The organism is Halalkalibacter okhensis (assembly GCF_000787375.1).
Classification (GTDB): domain Bacteria; phylum Bacillota; class Bacilli; order Bacillales; family Bacillaceae_D; genus Halalkalibacter; species Halalkalibacter okhensis.
Map to the genome: position 1 here is coordinate 1 of NZ_JRJU01000059.1, position 18,282 is coordinate 18,282.

General features: G+C 38.4%; 18 protein-coding genes, 1 pseudogene and 1 riboswitch. Of the genes and pseudogenes, 3 read left to right on the top strand and 16 right to left on the bottom strand.

Going from position 1 to position 18,282, the window contains the following annotated elements; genetic code table 11:
• From LQ50_RS22725 to LQ50_RS25605, 9 genes and pseudogenes are all read right to left on the bottom strand, one after another.
• Positions 1-245: hypothetical protein (locus LQ50_RS22725; protein WP_034633907.1), on the bottom strand; the 245-nt coding region annotated here is incomplete at its 3' end.
• A gap of 165 nt (positions 246-410) precedes the next feature.
• Positions 411-1,724, bottom strand: a complete 1,314-nt coding sequence (locus LQ50_RS22730) for a GntP family permease (protein WP_034633908.1) — start codon at positions 1,722-1,724, stop codon at positions 411-413.
• 152 nt (positions 1,725-1,876) lie between these two features.
• Positions 1,877-2,881 carry a LacI family DNA-binding transcriptional regulator gene (locus LQ50_RS22735; protein ID WP_034633910.1) on the bottom strand — a complete coding sequence of 335 codons (1,005 nt, stop codon included), beginning with the start codon at positions 2,879-2,881 and terminating at the stop codon, positions 1,877-1,879.
• Between the two features lie 37 nt (positions 2,882-2,918).
• Positions 2,919-4,208, bottom strand: a complete 1,290-nt coding sequence (gene hisD, locus LQ50_RS22740; RefSeq protein WP_034633911.1) for a histidinol dehydrogenase — start codon at positions 4,206-4,208, stop codon at positions 2,919-2,921.
• 244 nt (positions 4,209-4,452) lie between these two features.
• The gene (locus LQ50_RS22745) at positions 4,453-4,899 is read right to left on the bottom strand and encodes a hypothetical protein (protein WP_034633913.1); all 447 of its coding nucleotides are present in this window, start codon (positions 4,897-4,899) and stop codon (positions 4,453-4,455) included.
• Positions 4,900-5,148: 249 nt separating this feature from the next.
• Positions 5,149-5,352 carry a cold-shock protein CspD gene (cspD, locus tag LQ50_RS22750; protein WP_034633915.1) on the bottom strand — a complete coding sequence of 68 codons (204 nt, stop codon included), beginning with the start codon at positions 5,350-5,352 and terminating at the stop codon, positions 5,149-5,151.
• A gap of 762 nt (positions 5,353-6,114) precedes the next feature.
• Positions 6,115-7,087 (bottom strand): annotated as a pseudogene (locus tag LQ50_RS22755) (YbgA family protein).
• 16 nt (positions 7,088-7,103) lie between these two features.
• The gene (locus LQ50_RS22760; protein ID WP_084138999.1) at positions 7,104-7,967 is read right to left on the bottom strand and encodes a Cof-type HAD-IIB family hydrolase; all 864 of its coding nucleotides are present in this window, start codon (positions 7,965-7,967) and stop codon (positions 7,104-7,106) included.
• A 207-nt stretch (positions 7,968-8,174) separates the two neighbouring features.
• Positions 8,175-8,345, bottom strand: coding sequence for a hypothetical protein (locus LQ50_RS25605; RefSeq protein ID WP_161784717.1), 171 nt, complete (start codon positions 8,343-8,345; stop codon positions 8,175-8,177).
• Positions 8,346-8,438: 93 nt separating this feature from the next.
• On the opposite strand from LQ50_RS25605, the gene LQ50_RS22765 reads away from it, so the two are divergent.
• Positions 8,439-9,032: a hypothetical protein gene (locus tag LQ50_RS22765; protein ID WP_152608281.1), complete on the top strand. Its 594-nt coding sequence runs from the start codon at positions 8,439-8,441 to the stop codon at positions 9,030-9,032.
• Positions 9,033-9,070: 38 nt separating this feature from the next.
• On the opposite strand, the gene LQ50_RS22770 is transcribed toward LQ50_RS22765, so the two are convergent.
• Positions 9,071-9,784: a YhcN/YlaJ family sporulation lipoprotein gene (locus tag LQ50_RS22770; RefSeq protein WP_034633919.1), complete on the bottom strand. Its 714-nt coding sequence runs from the start codon at positions 9,782-9,784 to the stop codon at positions 9,071-9,073.
• A 262-nt stretch (positions 9,785-10,046) separates the two neighbouring features.
• Between LQ50_RS22770 and LQ50_RS25105 the strand changes: the two genes are divergently transcribed.
• Together LQ50_RS25105 and dapA are read left to right on the top strand one after the other, a co-directional pair.
• On the top strand, positions 10,047-10,187 hold the full coding sequence (locus LQ50_RS25105) for an aspartyl-phosphate phosphatase Spo0E family protein (protein ID WP_084138998.1): 141 nt from the start codon (positions 10,047-10,049) through the stop codon (positions 10,185-10,187).
• A 70-nt stretch (positions 10,188-10,257) separates the two neighbouring features.
• Positions 10,258-10,441, top strand: a riboswitch (Lysine riboswitch).
• A 133-nt stretch (positions 10,442-10,574) separates the two neighbouring features.
• Positions 10,575-11,462, top strand: coding sequence for a 4-hydroxy-tetrahydrodipicolinate synthase (gene dapA / locus LQ50_RS22775; protein ID WP_034633921.1), 888 nt, complete (start codon positions 10,575-10,577; stop codon positions 11,460-11,462).
• A 226-nt stretch (positions 11,463-11,688) separates the two neighbouring features.
• On the opposite strand, the gene LQ50_RS22780 is transcribed toward dapA, so the two are convergent.
• The 6 genes from LQ50_RS22780 to LQ50_RS22805 all read right to left on the bottom strand — a co-directional run.
• Entirely contained in the window at positions 11,689-12,624 is a 936-nt protein-coding gene (locus LQ50_RS22780; protein ID WP_034633923.1) for a DMT family transporter, read from the bottom strand.
• 184 nt (positions 12,625-12,808) lie between these two features.
• A complete protein-coding gene (locus LQ50_RS22785; RefSeq protein WP_034633931.1) occupies positions 12,809-14,008 on the bottom strand; it encodes a M24 family metallopeptidase in 1,200 nt (399 codons plus the stop codon).
• A 44-nt stretch (positions 14,009-14,052) separates the two neighbouring features.
• Positions 14,053-15,492, bottom strand: a complete 1,440-nt coding sequence (locus tag LQ50_RS22790) for an aldehyde dehydrogenase family protein (RefSeq protein ID WP_034633924.1) — start codon at positions 15,490-15,492, stop codon at positions 14,053-14,055.
• A 1-nt stretch (position 15,493) separates the two neighbouring features.
• Complete coding sequence (locus LQ50_RS22795; protein ID WP_034633926.1) at positions 15,494-16,546, bottom strand: homoserine dehydrogenase; 1,053 nt, start codon at positions 16,544-16,546, stop codon at positions 15,494-15,496.
• Entirely contained in the window at positions 16,536-17,738 is a 1,203-nt protein-coding gene (locus LQ50_RS22800; protein ID WP_034633927.1) for a M20 metallopeptidase family protein, read from the bottom strand. Before LQ50_RS22800 ends, LQ50_RS22795 begins: the two co-directional genes overlap by 11 nt.
• 17 nt (positions 17,739-17,755) lie before the next feature.
• A partial coding sequence (locus LQ50_RS22805; RefSeq protein ID WP_034633929.1) for a PLP-dependent transferase occupies positions 17,756-18,282 on the bottom strand: 527 nt, incomplete at its 5' end.

An 18,282-nucleotide genomic window follows, 5' to 3' on the forward strand; every position in this document is an offset into this window, starting at 1 on the left:
GGCATGTGACCTGCTCCCCATTGACCTTCTGGGGCTTGTGGCATTCCTCCTGGATAACCCGGACCTGGCATATGACCTGCTCCCCACTGACCTCCTGGGTCTTGTGGCATTCCGGCTTCTGACATATTCTTTTTGGCACCGCATTTACATCCTTTATTCGCTTCCGTTGGTTTTTGCATTTCCCAACCAGGACAAGTTGATTGATTTGCAGGTTGTTGCCATTGATGATGAGAATAATGATTCATCTCCGATTGCTCCCTTCCATACTTAGTTACAATACCTATGCTATGCATTCACCTAACAGGCGTTCAAGTTTTTTCATAACAAAAAATCCAGCACGAATGTCAAACTGAATAAGGTGGACTTTTTCCTTTTTTCAGTTTACTTTCATACTGGATTTTGTTTTTCACTTACAGTCCAATGGCAAATAATGCAATTGCTAATACAACTCCAAGAAGCGGTACAACAACCGTCAGAGCGCCAAAAGCTGGATAAGCATCTTTATGAGTTTCTCCTGCAATAGCACGAATGGTCGTTACAGCATATCCACCATGTGGAAGTGAATCAAGAGCACCTGATGCAAGGGCCGCTGTTCTATGCATCGCATCAGCATTCACTCCCATTTCTAAGTAATGTGGTGCAAGAAGTGGCAAGGCTATTGCTTGACCACCTGAAGAAGAGCCGGTTACCCCTGCAATTAAACAGATAGCTATAGCACTCCCAATTAGTGGATCACCTGGTAAATTGGTCATGAACGCAACTGAATCAGCGAAGGCAGGAGTCTCTCTAGCTACACCACCAAAACCTACAACAGCTGCTGTATTACCAATTGCAATTAGAGCGCCTGTCGTTCCTTCTTGTATAGCATTTGAAAAATTCCTGAAATGCTTGTAATTTAATAAATAAGTTGCAAGAACGCCTGATAATAAAGCTATAATCAATGCTGATTTTTCAAGAAAACCATGCGTAAAGAAAGTTACAACAAGTACAACAATGAGTGGAATTAAACTAATATACGGATTCGGCAAATCGTCTCGACTATCTTCTGGATCATTATCTCTTGCTTCAAACCTTTCTCCATTGTTTACAGCTTTCTGGATCATTTTCTTTAACCACCAATAACCAAAAATAATCATAAAGACAGCAACGATTAAACTAACTTCCCACGCGGCATAGGGAGTTGTACCTAGAAACTCAATTGGGATCCAATTTTGAATTTCTGGGGATCCAGCTGAAGTCATTGTGAACGTAACAGATCCAAATCCTAAAGCAGCAGGGATAAATCGCCTCGGCAAATCCGCTTTCTTAAACAAGCTAACTGCCATCGGGTACACAGCAAAAGCTACAACAAACAAGCTGACACCACCATAGGTCAAAACAGCACATGCAATTACAATAGCCAGAGCTGCTTGTTTCATCCCAATTTTTGCAACAATCCAACGAGCAACACTATCTGCCGCTCCACTATCTTCCATTAATTTACCAAAAATAGCACCAACTAAAAACATAATAAACCATGATGCTACAAACCCAGAAAATGTGTTCATATAACTCGTTAAAAAATCAGCTGCACCTTGTTCAGCTAACTGTGGAAAAATTGGCAACCCACTGAAGATTGCACAAACTAATGCTGCAAATGGAGCAGCAACTAACAAATTCATTCCCCGAACGGTCAAAATAATTAGTAGCGCCAGTCCACCAATTAATCCTATAAAACTCAGCATTTTTCTCTCTCCTTTATCCTGCTAAGCTCTTAAACTAGCAGTTCATCTAACACAAAGGTAAAGCGCTTTCTTTTTTGCGTGCTAGTTTTAAAATGATTAGAATGAGATGGGCCAAAGGAGAACTACTTCTATTCATTCCTTTGCCCATTTTTTTACAATCTTTTTTTTACAGAACCTCTAATAATTAATTCTCCCGGAATTGCATGTTTAGCAACTTTTTTCTCTTCCACATTCATCTCATTCAATAACAATGCAATCGTCGAATGCACCATCTCATCAACCGGTTGTTGCCATGTGGTTAAAGAGTAAGATGGCCAACTAGCCATACTAATATCATCAAAACCGATAACTGAAAGGTCTTCAGGTACTTGTATTCCTAATGACTTCGCTGCATCAATAGCCCCAAGCGCAGTAATATCGTTACTACAAAATATACTATCTATTTGATTGTTAGATTGTAATATCTTCTTTGCTGCAGCAAATCCACTTTCATAAGAATAGTTTCCTATCTCTACTTCTATATCAAAAAAGCCATGTTTCGCTAACGATTCTTCAAAACCTTTTTTTCGGTCCATGGTTGTTGATGTCTCTAATGGTCCAGAAATAAAGGCAAAATGCTTATGTCCTGTTTCTACTAAATAATCGGCAATTTTTTGACCAGCTAAATAATTATCACAAAATACAGCACTATAATCCGCATTTTCTATATACCGGTTAAAAAGAATCACCGCAATATCATTTTTCAAAAAACGCTTTACAGCAGAAGAAGATAGCAACGCATCTGTGATGATGACGCCATCAACATGATATTCGATCAAATGACTAATATCATCTTCTTGAACAAGATTATGCTCTGAATTCATAAAAATTAAATGGTAGCCTTTTTCGGCTAATTTTACATAAAATTTTTCAAGTACTTCTGGATAAAACGGGTTTTGAATGTTTCGCATGACAATCCCAATCATTTTTGTTTGATTGGTAATCAACCCTCTTGCTATGGCATTCGGCTGATAGCCTAATCGTTCAGCTGCATCTAAGATTTGAATGCGCTTTTTTTCTGATACATTGGCACCCGATCCAAACACCCTTGAAACCGTCGATTGCGAAACACCCGCTAATTTTGCAACATCCATAGACGTTACTTTCTTTTTGGACATATGAATCCCCCCTTGAGTCAGGGAAATTATATCACATTTAGTTGGTTACTTTTTCTTTTTTGTATCGTCTTACACGTAGATCTGCTTGTGCCTTATGTCCCATGAACCCTTCTAGTTCACATAGACGAGACCCATATTCACCAATAACAACACTTGCCTCAGGAGTCGCTTTTTGGTATGTGCAAGTCTTCAAGTATTTTCCAACCCATAAACCACCAGTGAACCTAGCAGCGCCTTTTGTTGGGAGTGTATGGTTTGTTCCAATCACTTTATCTCCATAAGCCACGTTTGTTTCAGGTCCTAAGAATAATGCTCCATAGTTTGTCATGTTCTCTAAGAAGTAATCTGGGTTCTCAGTTAAGATTTCCACATGCTCATATGCTAATTTATCGGCTTCAACAACAGCTTCTTCTAGACTATCTACTAAAATAATAGAACCATAATCACTCCAAGCAACGCTTGCTACATCTGCTGTCGGCAGTGTTTCAAGCTGACGTTCAATTTCTTTAATTGTGTCTTCAGCTAACGTTTTAGACGTCGTAATAAGCGCTGACGGAGAAGTTGGACCGTGCTCTGCTTGACCAAGTAAATCTGTAGCAACGATTTCTGCATCTGATGTTTCATCTGCAATAACAAGTGTTTCTGTTGGTCCTGCGAATAAATCAATTCCCACTCTTCCGAATAATTGACGCTTCGCTTCAGCAACAAATGCATTACCAGGTCCTACAATCATATCTACTGGCTCGATCGTTTCTGTTCCAACAGCCATTGCTGTCATAGCTTGAACGCCACCTAAAATGTAAATTTCATCCGCCCCAGCTAAATACATTGCCGTTACCGTTGCAGCTGGAATTTCTCCTTTAATAGGGGGAGTACACCCAATCACTCGCTTTACTCCAGCAACTTTAGCAGTAAGAATACTCATATGGGCTGATGCAACCATTGGATATCTCCCACCTGGAATGTAGCAACCAACACTATTTACCGCAATGTTTTTATGTCCAAGTGTCACACCTGGCAATGTTTCTACTTCTAGATCTTTAATACATTCTCTTTGTTTTTCTGCGAAATTACGAACTTGCGCTTGAGCAAACTTAATATCTTCAATAGTTTGTTCTGGAACTGATTTGACAATTTCAGCAATTTGATTATCCGTTAGACGAAAGCTGCTTGCTTTCCAGTTATCAAACTTTTCTGCTAATGCTTGAACAGCTTTATCCCCATTTTCTTCAACATCTTTAATGATTCCGCTTACTATTTCTTGTACCTTAGTATTTGATTCTTTAATTTCCACTTCACTCTTACCTGTTTTTAAAAAAGTAGCCATCTTGTTCACTCTCCTCTTGATTTTGCATACGTATTCAAAAATAAGCAAATAGAAATCTTTCAACAATTACATCTTGAATATTTAAAATATTTAATTTTGAATACGTATGCAAATCAAATTATAAACACGTTTTTAAAATCTGTAAACCCTTTCTTTTCAAAAAATACCTATTTTCTTTCGATAAATACAAAATGACCCGTACGGCCAGTATAGTGACACGGGTCATTTTATCTAATAATCGTTCTTATCTGGATAATGTTAACCTGTTCCATTCATGGGTTAGCTCAGCTAACTTATCTTTAATGTTATGCATTGATTGAACATCACCAATTTTTTTGAAATATAACAATTCAATTAAAAAATGATCGATCTCATTATAAACCGTTTCCTTGTTTCTTCTTACATCCAAATTATTTTGAGAAGCTGCTTTCACTGTAAAATCAATATCATTATCTAATACTTTTAATACATTGGGGCTTTTAACTTTCGCTTCTACTAACTCTAAAAACCCTTTGTGTCTAATAAAGGTTAATTTATTATTTACTTCGCTATTGTAAATATTTAAGATCATTCTTCCCTTATTGAATCCCCAAAAGATTCGATACTTATCTTGGAGTACCCCAGTAATTAGCTTATCTAATTGATTCTTAGGAACATAAATGGATAAATCATTATAATACGCTGCTTCCATTTGAACACCCCTCACATTTATTGTACGAATCAGCTATTACTCAATGTGTATACAATTTATTGAAACAATAGACTATTCAGTGCCTTCGTTTACATTTAGCCAATTGATTGTAAGCCCTTACAATAATATTATATTCAAGATTTAAAAATCATGCCACATTTATTCAAATAGTCTAAAACCTTTGTAGTTGCTTAATTAAAACCAAAAAAGACAATGTCCCAAATTGAGACATTGTCTTCAAAAAGCAATTTATAGTTTTACAACGTTAGCTGCTTGTGGACCACGGTCGCCTTCAACGATTTCAAATTCAACAGATTGACCTTCGTCAAGTGATTTGAAACCTTCGCCAGTGATAGCGCTGAAGTGTACGAATACGTCGTTTCCGCCTTCTACTTCAATGAAACCGAATCCTTTTTCTGCGTTGAACCATTTAACTGTACCAGTTTGTGCCATACTAAAAAACCCCAATCTTAAAATTATTTACTTAATATGCAATCGTATTTACAATCCGAGGTAAATAAAAATTCACATATTATAAGGAACATCAACCACGAAATCGAGTGAATATCCCTTATAACATGTGAATACTGAACTCTTTTATGTGCTGCTAATTGATGCAATTTGTTTCTAATGGGTAAATATAAGGATCCATCAATCAATCTCCAGACGATGAAAGCCCTGCCTCTCGTTCATCCTTGCGGCTCCTTGACCGCGCCAGCTGAATGAAAAGCGCTATCTTTAACTGAAGTTGACGACCGTTGACTTAACTATAGCTTATCTATTTGCAAATTGCAAGTAACTTTCCATTCTTTTGTTAAATAATGTCCTGAAATTGGAAGTCAAGTTTAGATCTTTTCCCCTCTCTTCTGTCTCATAACAGAAACACAAATAAAAACAGAGCCTCATTAGCAGAAGCTCTGAACAGTGTTACATATTTTTTTAATTACGGCTATAATAATCGTTGATAGACTTAAGAATTGATTGATCTTCCTTGATTTCCACTGGTTTTTGTGTTGAATTTGTTTTTCCTTTTTTCATTTTCCTCTCACCCTTCTCTAATTAGTTTGAATTTTCCTTCTCTTTATCTTGGTTTCATTATAAATTATCTGTTCTATAATAGTCAATACATTTTTTGTTGTTGTATTAATACATAAGTATGTAAAAAAGAGTAAAACCGACACAAACGACAAAAAAATAGGCTGACACAAAGTCAGCCTAGGATAAAGCACGCCCTTTTCCAGAGTCACTAATGGCGATCAACCCAACTGGATAAGGCTCAAAATATGTTTGATTTAATAAATAGTCATTCTCAAAACGATGGCACCACGAATGAAGAATCCCAAGGACACTGCTTAAAGGAATTTTTTGATGACGATATTGATTTAATAACTCAAAGAAATGGACTTTTTCAGCTTTTGTCAGATCTTTAGAAAAATAACCAAAAACGTGCTGACAAACGTTAATATGTGAGGTTGATTTAGCCGGTGTACTAAATAATTCGTGTAACGCCCTTTCGTACTTCTCAATTACTATGTTTATTGACAGACGTTCATGATTGGCTAGAATGTCCCCGAGCTGTCTCACCTTATTTTGATTATAGGCCATAAATAAATATTTATTCTTTGCATGGAAAAAAATCAATTCTGATCTTTTCTTCGTTTGCTTGACCGAACGGAATTCAGAAATGGTAAATAAATGAGTAAAAAAAATGTTCTCTAAGGATAAAATTCCTTAGACGGCCTTCGTCTTCACGAGGTTTCAAGGGAAAGAAGTAGTCAATACGATTAGAAAACACTCCGCTACCTGTTCTAATAACAGGAGACTTTTCTATCCCACTGTACACCTTTGCATCAGAAATTCCACATGTTGGAGAACGATTTTTTAATAAAAATCCATCTACTTCATCGATACTTCCCAAAAACTCATTAGCAAATTCATTCATTTGACCTGTTAAATCTTCATTCGTTTTTGGTTGAATTAATTTATTATCTTCTCCATCCGAAACAAGACGCACAACTTCTCTCGGGGTTCCTAACCCGATTTCGACTTCTGGACATACAGGGATAAATTCAACATATTGTGCAAGCTTTGCAACGGTAGGTTCATTTATTTGATCTCCATTGTACCTACAAGCTGCAAACTCCATACATTTACTGACAACCACTTTCGGCTTAGCAAACGTCCGCACACCTTCACCTCTTTAACTATTCATTTTCGTCAAGTTGCTTTCGAATGGCAAATGCGACCCCATCTTCATCGTTTCGTTTCGTTACAAAGTCAGCAAGATCTTTAATTGCTTTTTCTGCATTTCCCATTGCCACTTTGTATCCCGCTATCTTAAACATAGATACATCATTAAAACTATCTCCTATTACCATGACTTCATTCATGGTAATTCCTAGCTTATCAGCATAGGCTTGTACAGCTATTCCTTTTTGAGCTCCTATATTTGTAATTTCAATATTATCTGGTGCAGAAGCACTAATTGCGATATCGGAAATTTCTTGGAGTTTCTCTCTTACATCATTAAGTTTTTGCTTATCTTTTTCAAATGCTAGTATTTTTAGAATCACTGTATCTTCTTGTTTTAGTAACAATTCATAACTTTCCGTTAATGATAATATCCCCATATCAAACCGCTCTTTCGCCATAGCCTGCAGTGATTTGGAATCCTCATCGGAACCTGCTGAAATAAAAAAATCAATAACAGCTTGTATAGCTTTTCCATAGTTATCAGTAAATGTCCCTTTGTTTGTATATAACTCAAAATAAATATCATGAGTAGCGAACAAATCAAATACTCGTTTACTCGTTTCCTTCGAAATTGAAATTGTCGATAATAACGTTTCATTCTTATCTCGAAACTGTGCTCCGTTCACACTAATAACTGGACAAGTAATTTGCGCTTCTTTTAACGGATACCGCGCTTCTTTTTCATCTCTACCTGTCGCAACAACAACTTCAACTCCTAGTTGTTGTGCCTCTTTAACTGCCTGTGCATTTTCTTCTGTTACTTCATGAGAACCACCAAGCAAAGTACCGTCCATATCAATTGCAATTAATTTCATCAAAGTCTTTCCACTCCTAAGTTTTCTTTTTTTCTTTAACTTATTTAAATATTGTTATTTTTAATCTTCTAACTATATCATAGTTGGAAATGATAATATAACAAAAGGATTCGACCATACAAAAGGGGTGACACAAAAGGTCAAAATCCTTTTGCGACACCCCTAAGCAATAAGAAACAGCATCTACTTATTCATCCATTTATTTATCTATTTTTTTGTATACGACTTCATCATTTCCTCAATTTGAGCAAGTTCTTGATCTGCTTCCTTTGCTTGCAAATATTCAAGTGTGTGCGCAATTCTGTTTCCAAGCATCATCACCCCAAAAAACAGCAAAAATAAAAATGAGATTGAAATAATTAATAACGCTGTATACATTTGCGTTCCCCCTCATCCCTTTGCTACATCATACGGTGAGAGTTTCACGTTAATGCATACTTTTTCCTACATGATTCATACTAGGGGAAACGTTTGTATATCGGAGGTAGATGCACCTTGAAAAAGCAACATGTCTCAATTTTGTTTGGAACTTGTTTGATTCTTGCAAGTTGCCAAGCCGATTCAGAAGCAGAAATTGTAGATGATATAGAAGCCCAGCAATTTAAAGCTAATCAGCAAAATGTCGTTCCCGCACCTCCTAGTATTAGAGATCAAAACAAACAAAGAATTCTTCGTAACACTGCTCTTCAATCATATGCAGACGAAGCAGGACATTATATTAGTGAAACAGCTACCATGTTAGAAAGTATTGCTCCATTCTTTGACCGAGCCAATGTACGCGTAGCTGATGTGGATCATACTTTAAGTAAAATACAAAATATCCGCGATAATAGCTCTAACTTCATTGATTTAAACCGGCCTGAACCATTTGACAATATGCATCATGTGCATGTATCAACATTAATGGAATTAGATGCGTTGGAGAGGATCTTAAAAGACATGAAAGATCCTGTACACCAGCTTCAAATCACTAATGCCCGTGTCTATTATGAAAATGCGATTTTATCGCATAAATTAATGGAGAGAGAATATCTCTCAGTAACCGAAGACTTCGGAATTCATTAAGCTATTTAGACAAAAAAGCAGGGGATTCCTCCCTGCTTTTATCTTCGACCGCGAATCGCATCATCAACTAAATCAGCTAGATCGCCCGCTGTTCCACCAATGGATTCAAATGGTTGATCTAAACCAATATGATGTTCTACCGCATTCATACGATTAATCGTTTTTCGATCTGTTGTAATATAAACATTTCTCAGATCTGTAACTTGTTTAACTTCCTCTTCCACAATCCTTCTTAGCTTGACCCGATCTTGTTCACTTGACTCAATACCAATGACGATATGACTACCATCCGTCATTACATGGGCATCCCTAATATTCTCTAATGATTCGACACGCGTCTCAATTTCTTTTGTGATCTCTGATGTTGCTTGCTGATTTCTTATCCCTTTATTCTTTCTCGCAACATGAGGGTCGTTGCTATATGAGTATTTATCACGTAAAACACCAGGTCGATTACTTAATATCCGAGCACCTTGTTGATTAAGGCCCTCATGCTTCATACTTAAATTTCGGTGCCTTGTTGTATATGATCCTCTATCTGTTAAGTGATGAACTGGATCAGTTAATCCCTTTGGTGAATGATCTGGGACCATCAAATCACTAAGTGGACCTTCAAATGCACGGACATGTTGTACACCATAGCCGTTGAAACCTTCATTCCTGTCTGGACTCGCCCCCATCTCCGCTTCTTGAGGTATGGTACATCCTGTTAATAATACGGCCGCGATGACCATACAACTTACACATTTCATTGGAATCCCTCCTACCACTATTGTGCGTAGTATTTTCATATCTCAATCTGAAAATATCTAGAAATCCACTTGCAATTTTTGTCGGATTTTTACTAATTTCATCTATTTGTGACTACTTTAGAAGAAACACTTTTCAACATATTTCTATTGGGTATAATAATTTTTATAAATAGACATTTGCTTAGATGCAACAGCGCTATAACTTCCATTCCAGCCTAATCAAGTCGTCTGTTTGTTCATTCTTTTTGAGGTGGAGTGCAATATGTTATGTGTAGAAATAGAGCAAAAACGATTACAAATGCTAAATCTTGCTAAAAAGTATGGGATGACGGCAAAAGTAACCGTGGAGTGTAGTCAAGAACTTGATAAGCTTTTAAATTTATTACAAAGAAATTCTCATTAAACCATTGCAATCATTGAAAACATTTGGTAAGGTAGACACAAATTACGTTATATCTTACTTCATACATTGAAGTGAGGGTAGAGGTGCAAGGATCATAAGTACTTTAGCGGAGGAGAATGAGATCTGTAGATGCTAAGTGGAAAGGGATACTTGCCGAAGTTAGTTGAGATCTCATGTCTCATTAGCTGGGACTGTTCTGAACAAGGGCAGTACTGTCATATAGCAGAATCGCTATATGGAGGGCTATCTCACACATTGAATTGGTTTTGCTACAATTGCTAAACCTAACAACAATGAGTAGAGGCCTCATTGTTGTTTTTTTGTGCCTCCCAGTAGCCCATCTTCCCCTACGTATATGGAAAATATTATGAATTGAGGGTGAATTGGATGAATTTTGGACGTATTATCACGGCAATGGTCACACCATTTAATCAACATGGACAACTTGATATTCCTGCAACACAAGAACTTGTTAATCATCTTATTGCAAATGGATCGGATGCAGTCGTCGTAGCCGGTACGACAGGCGAATCTCCAACTCTTTCTACAGAGGAAAAATTATTGCTTTTTAAAACTGTTGTTGAAACAGCTAATGGCCAAATTCCAGTTATTGCTGGAACAGGCTCAAATAATACACAAGCCTCAATAGAACTAACAAAACAGGCCGAAGAAATCGGTGTAGATGGAATTATGCTCGTTGTACCTTATTACAACAAACCTTCTCAAGAAGGGATTTATGCGCATTTTGCTACCATTGCAAATGCAACAAAATTACCTGTTATGCTTTATAATATTCCAGGAAGAAGTGCGGTTAATATGAACGTAGAAACAACACTACGTTTAGCACAAGTCCCTAATATTGTCACAATCAAAGAGGCTAGTGGCGATTTAGATGCCATTGCAACAATCATTGAACACGCACCTGAAGGCTTTACCGTATATAGCGGAGATGATAGTTTAGCATTGCCTATGTTATCAATTGGCGGTGCTGGAGTTGTATCTGTTGCTTCCCACATTGTTGGTAATGAAATGCAGCAAATGGTTCGTAATTATCAAGCAGGTCAAGTGACTGCTGCCGCTATGCAGCATCGTCAACTTCTCCCTGTGATGAAGTCCCTATTTATGGCACCGAACCCGACCGCTGTAAAAGCTGCCATGGAAATGAAAGGGATCAAAGCAGGTCCTGTTCGCTTGCCTCTTATTCCTTTAACTGCTGAACAACAGCAAGAACTTCAATCAGTTGTACAACCAACGATGAACTTTTTTGTTAGCTAATTCATTAAAGTAGTAGTAAAAAACGCTCAGAAGTTTCTAAGGCCACTGAAAAAGGTACGATTTTACCTTTTTCAGTGGCCTTTAAGCAATGAACGGAACCATTTCTTTATTTTAGTAGCAGGCGCGTAACATGTGGATCCATTGCTGCTTCCTCAAATCTTCTAAAAGGACTTTTTCAGTGCCTTCGAAGTTTCTGATCGGTTTTTTTAATTCATTCAGGAAAAGATTACACACTTTTTTTATGTAACTCTTCAGGGATTGCTTTCTGTTTTGTCCATAGATGTTCAATATAACCCGTTCCAAACAAAACACCAACTGCAATAAATATAAATCCGAATGTTTGATACCAATAAACTTGTTCGTTTAAGAAAATAGTTGAGCTGATTAAACCAAAAAAAGGCACAAAGTTATTAAAAATAGCCGTTTGTCCCGCTCCAATTTTTTGGATAGCTGCATTAAACAAAAAATGCCCTACCGCAGTAGCAACAATCGCTGAAACAAAAAAGATGACATAGACGCCAAATGGTGCGCCAATCATTTCTCGTAAACTTCCTGGCTCTAACAAAAAGCTTATGAAAAGAAGGCCAACAGAGCCAATCAAGAGCATCATGCTTGTCATTTGTCTTGAGTCTAGGGTTACCGTCGCTTTTTTAATATAGATGAAACTGATCGCTTGAGCGAACATTGCGATAAAAATATACAATTCCCCTAGAGAGAGCGCGCCTTCACCTTCCCCACCTTGAATAAAAAGCACACCAATAAAACCTAACCCAATTCCAACCATTCTCCACTTCGTTAAACGGTCACCAAGAAAGATGACAGCTAACAACGACGTCGACAACGGTAGCAAAGCTAATATTAAGACTGCATTCGAAGCATTGGTAAGCGTTAAGCCCATTGCTAAAAAATAATGATGAGCAACCACACCAAAGAGCGCTCCTAAAAGTGTGTATTTCCATTCTTTTTTCGTAAGCTTTCTTATTGTTCGACTTCCAAGAATAAAAGCTGCTGTTGCTAATCCTGCTGCCATGATACGAAATACGGTCATCGTTATTGGTGGGAATGAACTAACTAACACTTTTAACATGACTACATTTAGTCCCCAAATAATCATCACAAAAAAAACAATGCCATATGTGAAGAGCAGAGATTTTTCTTTCATACAAACCGTCCTCTCTACATTCCGTAGTTGTATCTTACCACCACCTTTGTATACGGTCACGAGGTTTTTCGTAATACATAATTTATTTTTATATGTAAACACTTACAGCTACAAAGAAGGCTTATGCATATGAAAAATAGATGACTCAAGAAGGTTTGCTTTACCTCTTGAGTCACCTTATTCGTTACGACGTATGTTCATCTGATATGACCGATAACACCGGCTTTTCATATAAATCACGCGGAAAGTTTGTTAATAATTCTACACCTTGGTCAGTTATATGAATTGTTTCCGTTATCTCCACTCCATAATCGTTATACCAAATACCAGGCATTAAATGAAAGGTCATATTCGGCTTTAAAATGGTTTCATCTCCTGGTCGGAAGCTAACGGTATGCTCCCCCCAATCTGGAGGAAAGCTTAAACCAACCGAGTAGCCAAGTCTAGAGCTTTTTCTATGCCCATATTTTCCAATTGTTTTGCTCCAGACTCGTTCAACTTCCTCTGCCCGAATGCCAGGTCGAATAAAATCAAGTGTCGCTTCAATTCCTTCTTCAACGACTTTTGCAAGCTCTTTCACTTCATTCGGTGCAGTACCAATTGCCATCGTTCTAGCCATCGGTGCATGATATCGTTTGTAAGCACCGGCTATTTCCAGCGTTAAAAAATCTCCTTTCTGATAAGGGCGATCCGTCCATGTAAGATGGGGGCAAGACGTATTCTCATTTGTTGGCATCATTGGTACAATCGATGTATAGTCTCCCCCAAATTCTTTCGTTCCCTTTATTTGGGCATAATAGATCGCCGCTGCCACATCTGATTCTCGAACACCGACCTGAACACATTCGTATGCTGCAGTCATGGCATTTTCCACAATCTTTCCCGCTCGTTTCATATAGGTTATTTCATTCTGTGATTTTATAAGCCGAATTATATTCACCAAGCTAGACGTGTCTTTAAATGTTGCATTCGGTAATCCATGCTTTAACCGTTCATAACAAAGAGCCGTAAAATAATGAACATCCATTTCTATACCAATCGTTCTTCTGCTTTGACCAATTTCTGTTAATATATTCGCAACAAAATCGATTGGATGGCGTTCTGTTGACTGGACGTAAAAGTCAGGGTAGGCTATAATATGGTGTTCATCAAGCCACGTCGTTTTCGCCACACCATTTGCATCCATTTGGCGTCCAATCCATAAAGGCTGAGCGTCTTCAAGTGTTACTACCATCATTTGATGGACATAGAAACTCCAAGCCGAATAGTTGGTTAAATAATACATGTTGGACGGATTTGAAATCAGAAGTACATCAACCCCTTCGTCAACCATCCGCTTTTTGACCGCCTCTAACCTTCTTGTGTACTCTTCTAATGCAAACAAAGATTTCACCCTCTTTCTAAGCCCCCTCATTGTTGAGAGAGTGGCTATTTTTGTAACTTAAATGCCACGACTTTTTGTTCCGTCATCGCTTCAATTGCATACCGAACTCCTTCACGACCAATTCCTGAACCCTTTATCCCTCCAAAAGGCATCCCATCAATTCTCACATCGCTACTATCGTTAATCATGACACCGCCAAAATGGAGCTCATGAATCGCTTGAAAAGCTGTTTCTAGCTTCTCTGTAAATATACCGGCTTGCAAGCCATATCCACTGTCATTTGATTGATCGATCGCCTCTTGAAGAGAGTTAACAGGTTCAATGAGTACGACCGGCCCAAAGACTTCCTCTGTTGCAATCGTTGCACTTGTTGGAACATTCGTTAAAACAGTCGGTTCTACATAAGCTCTCTTTCTGTTCCCTCCACAACAAATGGAAGCGCCTAAATTCCTTGCTTCAGCGATCCAGCTCTCAACTCGCTTTGCTTCTTTTTCAGAAATCATCGGCCCTATATCTGTTGTTTCTTCCTCTTTTAAGCCAACTTTTAATTTTTTTGTTTCTTCAACAAATTGCGTTAAAAATGTTTTGTATAAGGGTGATTCCACATATATTCGCTGAACACCAATGCAATTTTGACCAGCAACTCCAAATGCACCCGATACTGTGGAAGAAATCGCTTCTTCTACATTCGCATCATTAAGAATAATTGTTGGTGAATTAGATCCTAACTCCATCCCTAATTTCTTAACCCCAGCTTTTTGTGTAATTTCTTTCCCAGTTTCATAACCCCCTGTGAAAGAAACAAACCTGACATCGTCATGTTCGATCAGCGGATCGCATATAGTAGAACCACGTCCTGTAATTACTGAAAGAATATTTGCTGGTAGCCCCGCATGTAAGAAAGCTTCTGCTAATCTTAGAGCACTTAATGGAGTTAATGATGCCGGTTTAACGATGACGGCATTACCTGCTGCAATAGCTGGGCCTACTTTGTGAGCAACAAGATTAAGAGGATCATTAAATGGGGTAATTGCTGCAACAATCCCTACCGGAAAACGATATACATATCCAACTCTCGTTTCATGCCCAGGCATCTGGGAAAAAGGGATCGTTTCCCCATCAATTCTTCTTGCTTCCTCCGCACTTAAACGGAGTGTTTCAATACAGCGGATAACCTCTTTTCTCGCTTCACGAATCGTTTTGCTGCTTTCTGATACAATCGTATTTACAAAGCTAGTTTTATTTTGCTCTATATAGGTGGCTGCCTTATGAAGAATGTTCATTCTCTCATGCACTGATAAATTGGCACTTTTTCTTGCGCCATTTCTTGCCTTTTTTATGGCCTCCTTTACGTCTTCAACACTTGCTCTAGGGACTGTTGCAATTAATTCACCTGTACCTGGGTCTACAACATCCATTTCTTCCTTGGCTTTGATCCATTCACCACCAATTAACATTCGTTCTTGAACGATTTGGTTTTTCATTTTATCCCCCCTCTTGTTCTCGACCGCGTTTTATGTGAATCAAATCGATAAGAACGGCAAATCCCGTTTCTTTAATCCCTGCTCCTGCTCCAACAAGCGTAATCGCTCCAGACAAGTCACATTGATAGGTTATTGCATTCATCGCACCTGATACACCAGCTAACGGATCGTCCAATGCTACCATCTCCGGTGCAACAATACCTTTAACTCCGCTCTCTGTTCTTTTCAACGACCCAATTAATTTCCAGCGTTTTCCTGCTTTTTTTGCATCATCTATGGCACTTTGTGTAACATCTGTTATACCTTTACATAAGACATCTTCTCGTTTCAAAGGGAATCCAAGGACAACATTTGCTAGAATTAACACCTTATATAAGACGTCGTACCCTTCGATATCCGCAGTTGGATCAGCTTCTGCATAACCTAGTTGCTTTGCCTCTTGAAGTGCATCTTGATAACTAAGTCCATCTTCCATTCGCATCAACATATAATTCGTTGTACCATTTAAAATACCACGTATTTCGTGGATCTCATTTCCAGTTAGAGTTTCTTTTGGTAGACGTAATGCAGGAGAACCACTCATAACAGCACCTTCAAATAACCACTGAACTTCATTTGCCTCAGCAAGCTTTGATAGCTTCTCATATGCCAAGGCAACAGGTCCTTTATTTGTCATTACAACATTTTTCTTGTTTGAAAAAGCCCAAGTACAATGGTCAATAGCTGGCTGACCTGTAACCACGTCCGTAAAAGTCATTTCAACAACCGAATCTGCATTGGATTTCTCGATCGTCTCCTGAGTTGACCAGCCTCTGATAAGACCTGGTTGATCAGGATATCCATCTAAACTTCCTGACTCACATATTGAATTCATCACCTTATCTAAACAAAGCCCATCTGGATGGTGAAGGGATCCCTTATATAAATCAGATATGGAGACCACTTTAAATTCAACTTCATGGTCGTTTTTCAACTTCAGCCCTTTTTCTCTTATAATATCAACAAACCCCTGGCCAACTCCGCCAAACCCAATTAAATCTATTTTATGTTCCACCTTCAATCCCTCCCTTTTTCATCAAAAGTAAGACGGCTTTCACAAGTGTGTGTGTACCCATTTCCAACGCTCTTTCATCAAAACAAAACGAAGGCTGGTGAAGACTTGTTTTTTGTTTACTCCAATCAGCGGCTCCAAGAAACATCATCGCTCCAGGAATTTTTTTCGTAAAATGACTAAAGTCCTCTCCACCAAGTCCATATGCCTCAGAATGGATTACCACATTGGGATCTACTAATCTAATTGCTTTTGAAAAAACTTCTACTATCCCAGGATCATTTATAAGAGCTGGCTCTCCGTGATGTAGCTGTAATTGATAAGAGCCACCTAGCGTTTGAATTTGCCTTAATCCCTTTTCAAGTTCAGATGAAAGACGGCTCCTCGCTTTCTCAGAATACGTTCTCATCGTTCCACGAATCGTCACCTCAGACGGGATCACATTTGAAGATGCACCTCCAGTGATTTGACAAACACTTAAGACTGCTGGTTCAAGTGCTGAAATTTGCCTTGAAGGCAAACTATATAAATATGGCAATATCAAGGAACTTAAATAGACTGGATCAATTGATTGTTCAGGATATGCTCCGTGTCCTCCTGTTCCATTGATCACAACCGTAAAAGTATCAACATTAGCCATCGCAACACCCGCCTTTAGCTTGACTTCACCTATTGGAATATCAGGATCTAAATGTAGGGCAAGGCATGCTTCTACTTCATCAAATGCTCCACTATTTAAAACATATTGTGCACCTGTTTTTCCAAATTGATCTTCTGTTTCCTCAGCTGGTTGGAATAAGCATTTAACTGTTCCATTCAAGAGATTTGCTTCAAATAAACTAGATAGAAAATGAACCGCTCCTAGAAGCATAGCCGTGTGTCCATCATGTCCACATGCATGCATTACTCCAGTATGACATGATTGATACGTGGCTTTTGTCTCCTCTCTTATCGGAAGAGCATCAATATCGGCTCGGAGCCCTATAATCGGACTTTCTCCACCACCAATAGTTACTATGACTCCCGTATCTAATCCAATTTGATCTCTCCCCCATTGGATCGATACACCTGGCAGCCCCTTAATTTGCTCAATAATATAGGCCGTTGTTTGTTTTTCTTCAAAACTCAATTCTGGATACCGATGTAGATGTCTTCTCCACTTAATTAATCGCTTCTCCCACTTGTCTTTTGCCACATGCCATCACCCTTACATTAGAGCTTAATTTCATCAAGTGCTTGCTTTAAGTCATGTAGTAAATCATCAATATCTTCTATGCCGGCAGAGTAACGAACTAACCCCTCAGGTATCCCTAGTGCAGCCCGTTCCTCTGGTGTATTTTCTACATGGCTCGTTGTTCTAGCAGGACCAACGGTTGTTTCAACTGCACCTAGATTAGCTGCACGATGGGCATATTCTAGTTTCGGCAAAAACTGCCGGACGGCTTCAAGCTCACCTTTTAATGCGAAACTAAGCATGCCACCGAATCCCTTCATTTGCTTTTTGGCTATGTCATGGTTTGTGTGTGTGGTGAGTCCTGGGTAATATACGTGCTCTACCTTTTCATGCATTTCTAAAAATTGGGCTACTTTCATCGCATTTTCTTGCTGCTTTTCCACGCGAAGTCTTAAGGTCTTCATCCCTCTCAGAATGAGATAGGCTGCCATTGGGTCCATCGTAGCTCCATTTATTTCGCGGTAATGATAAATATCTTTAACAAGGGATTCTGCCCCACAGACAA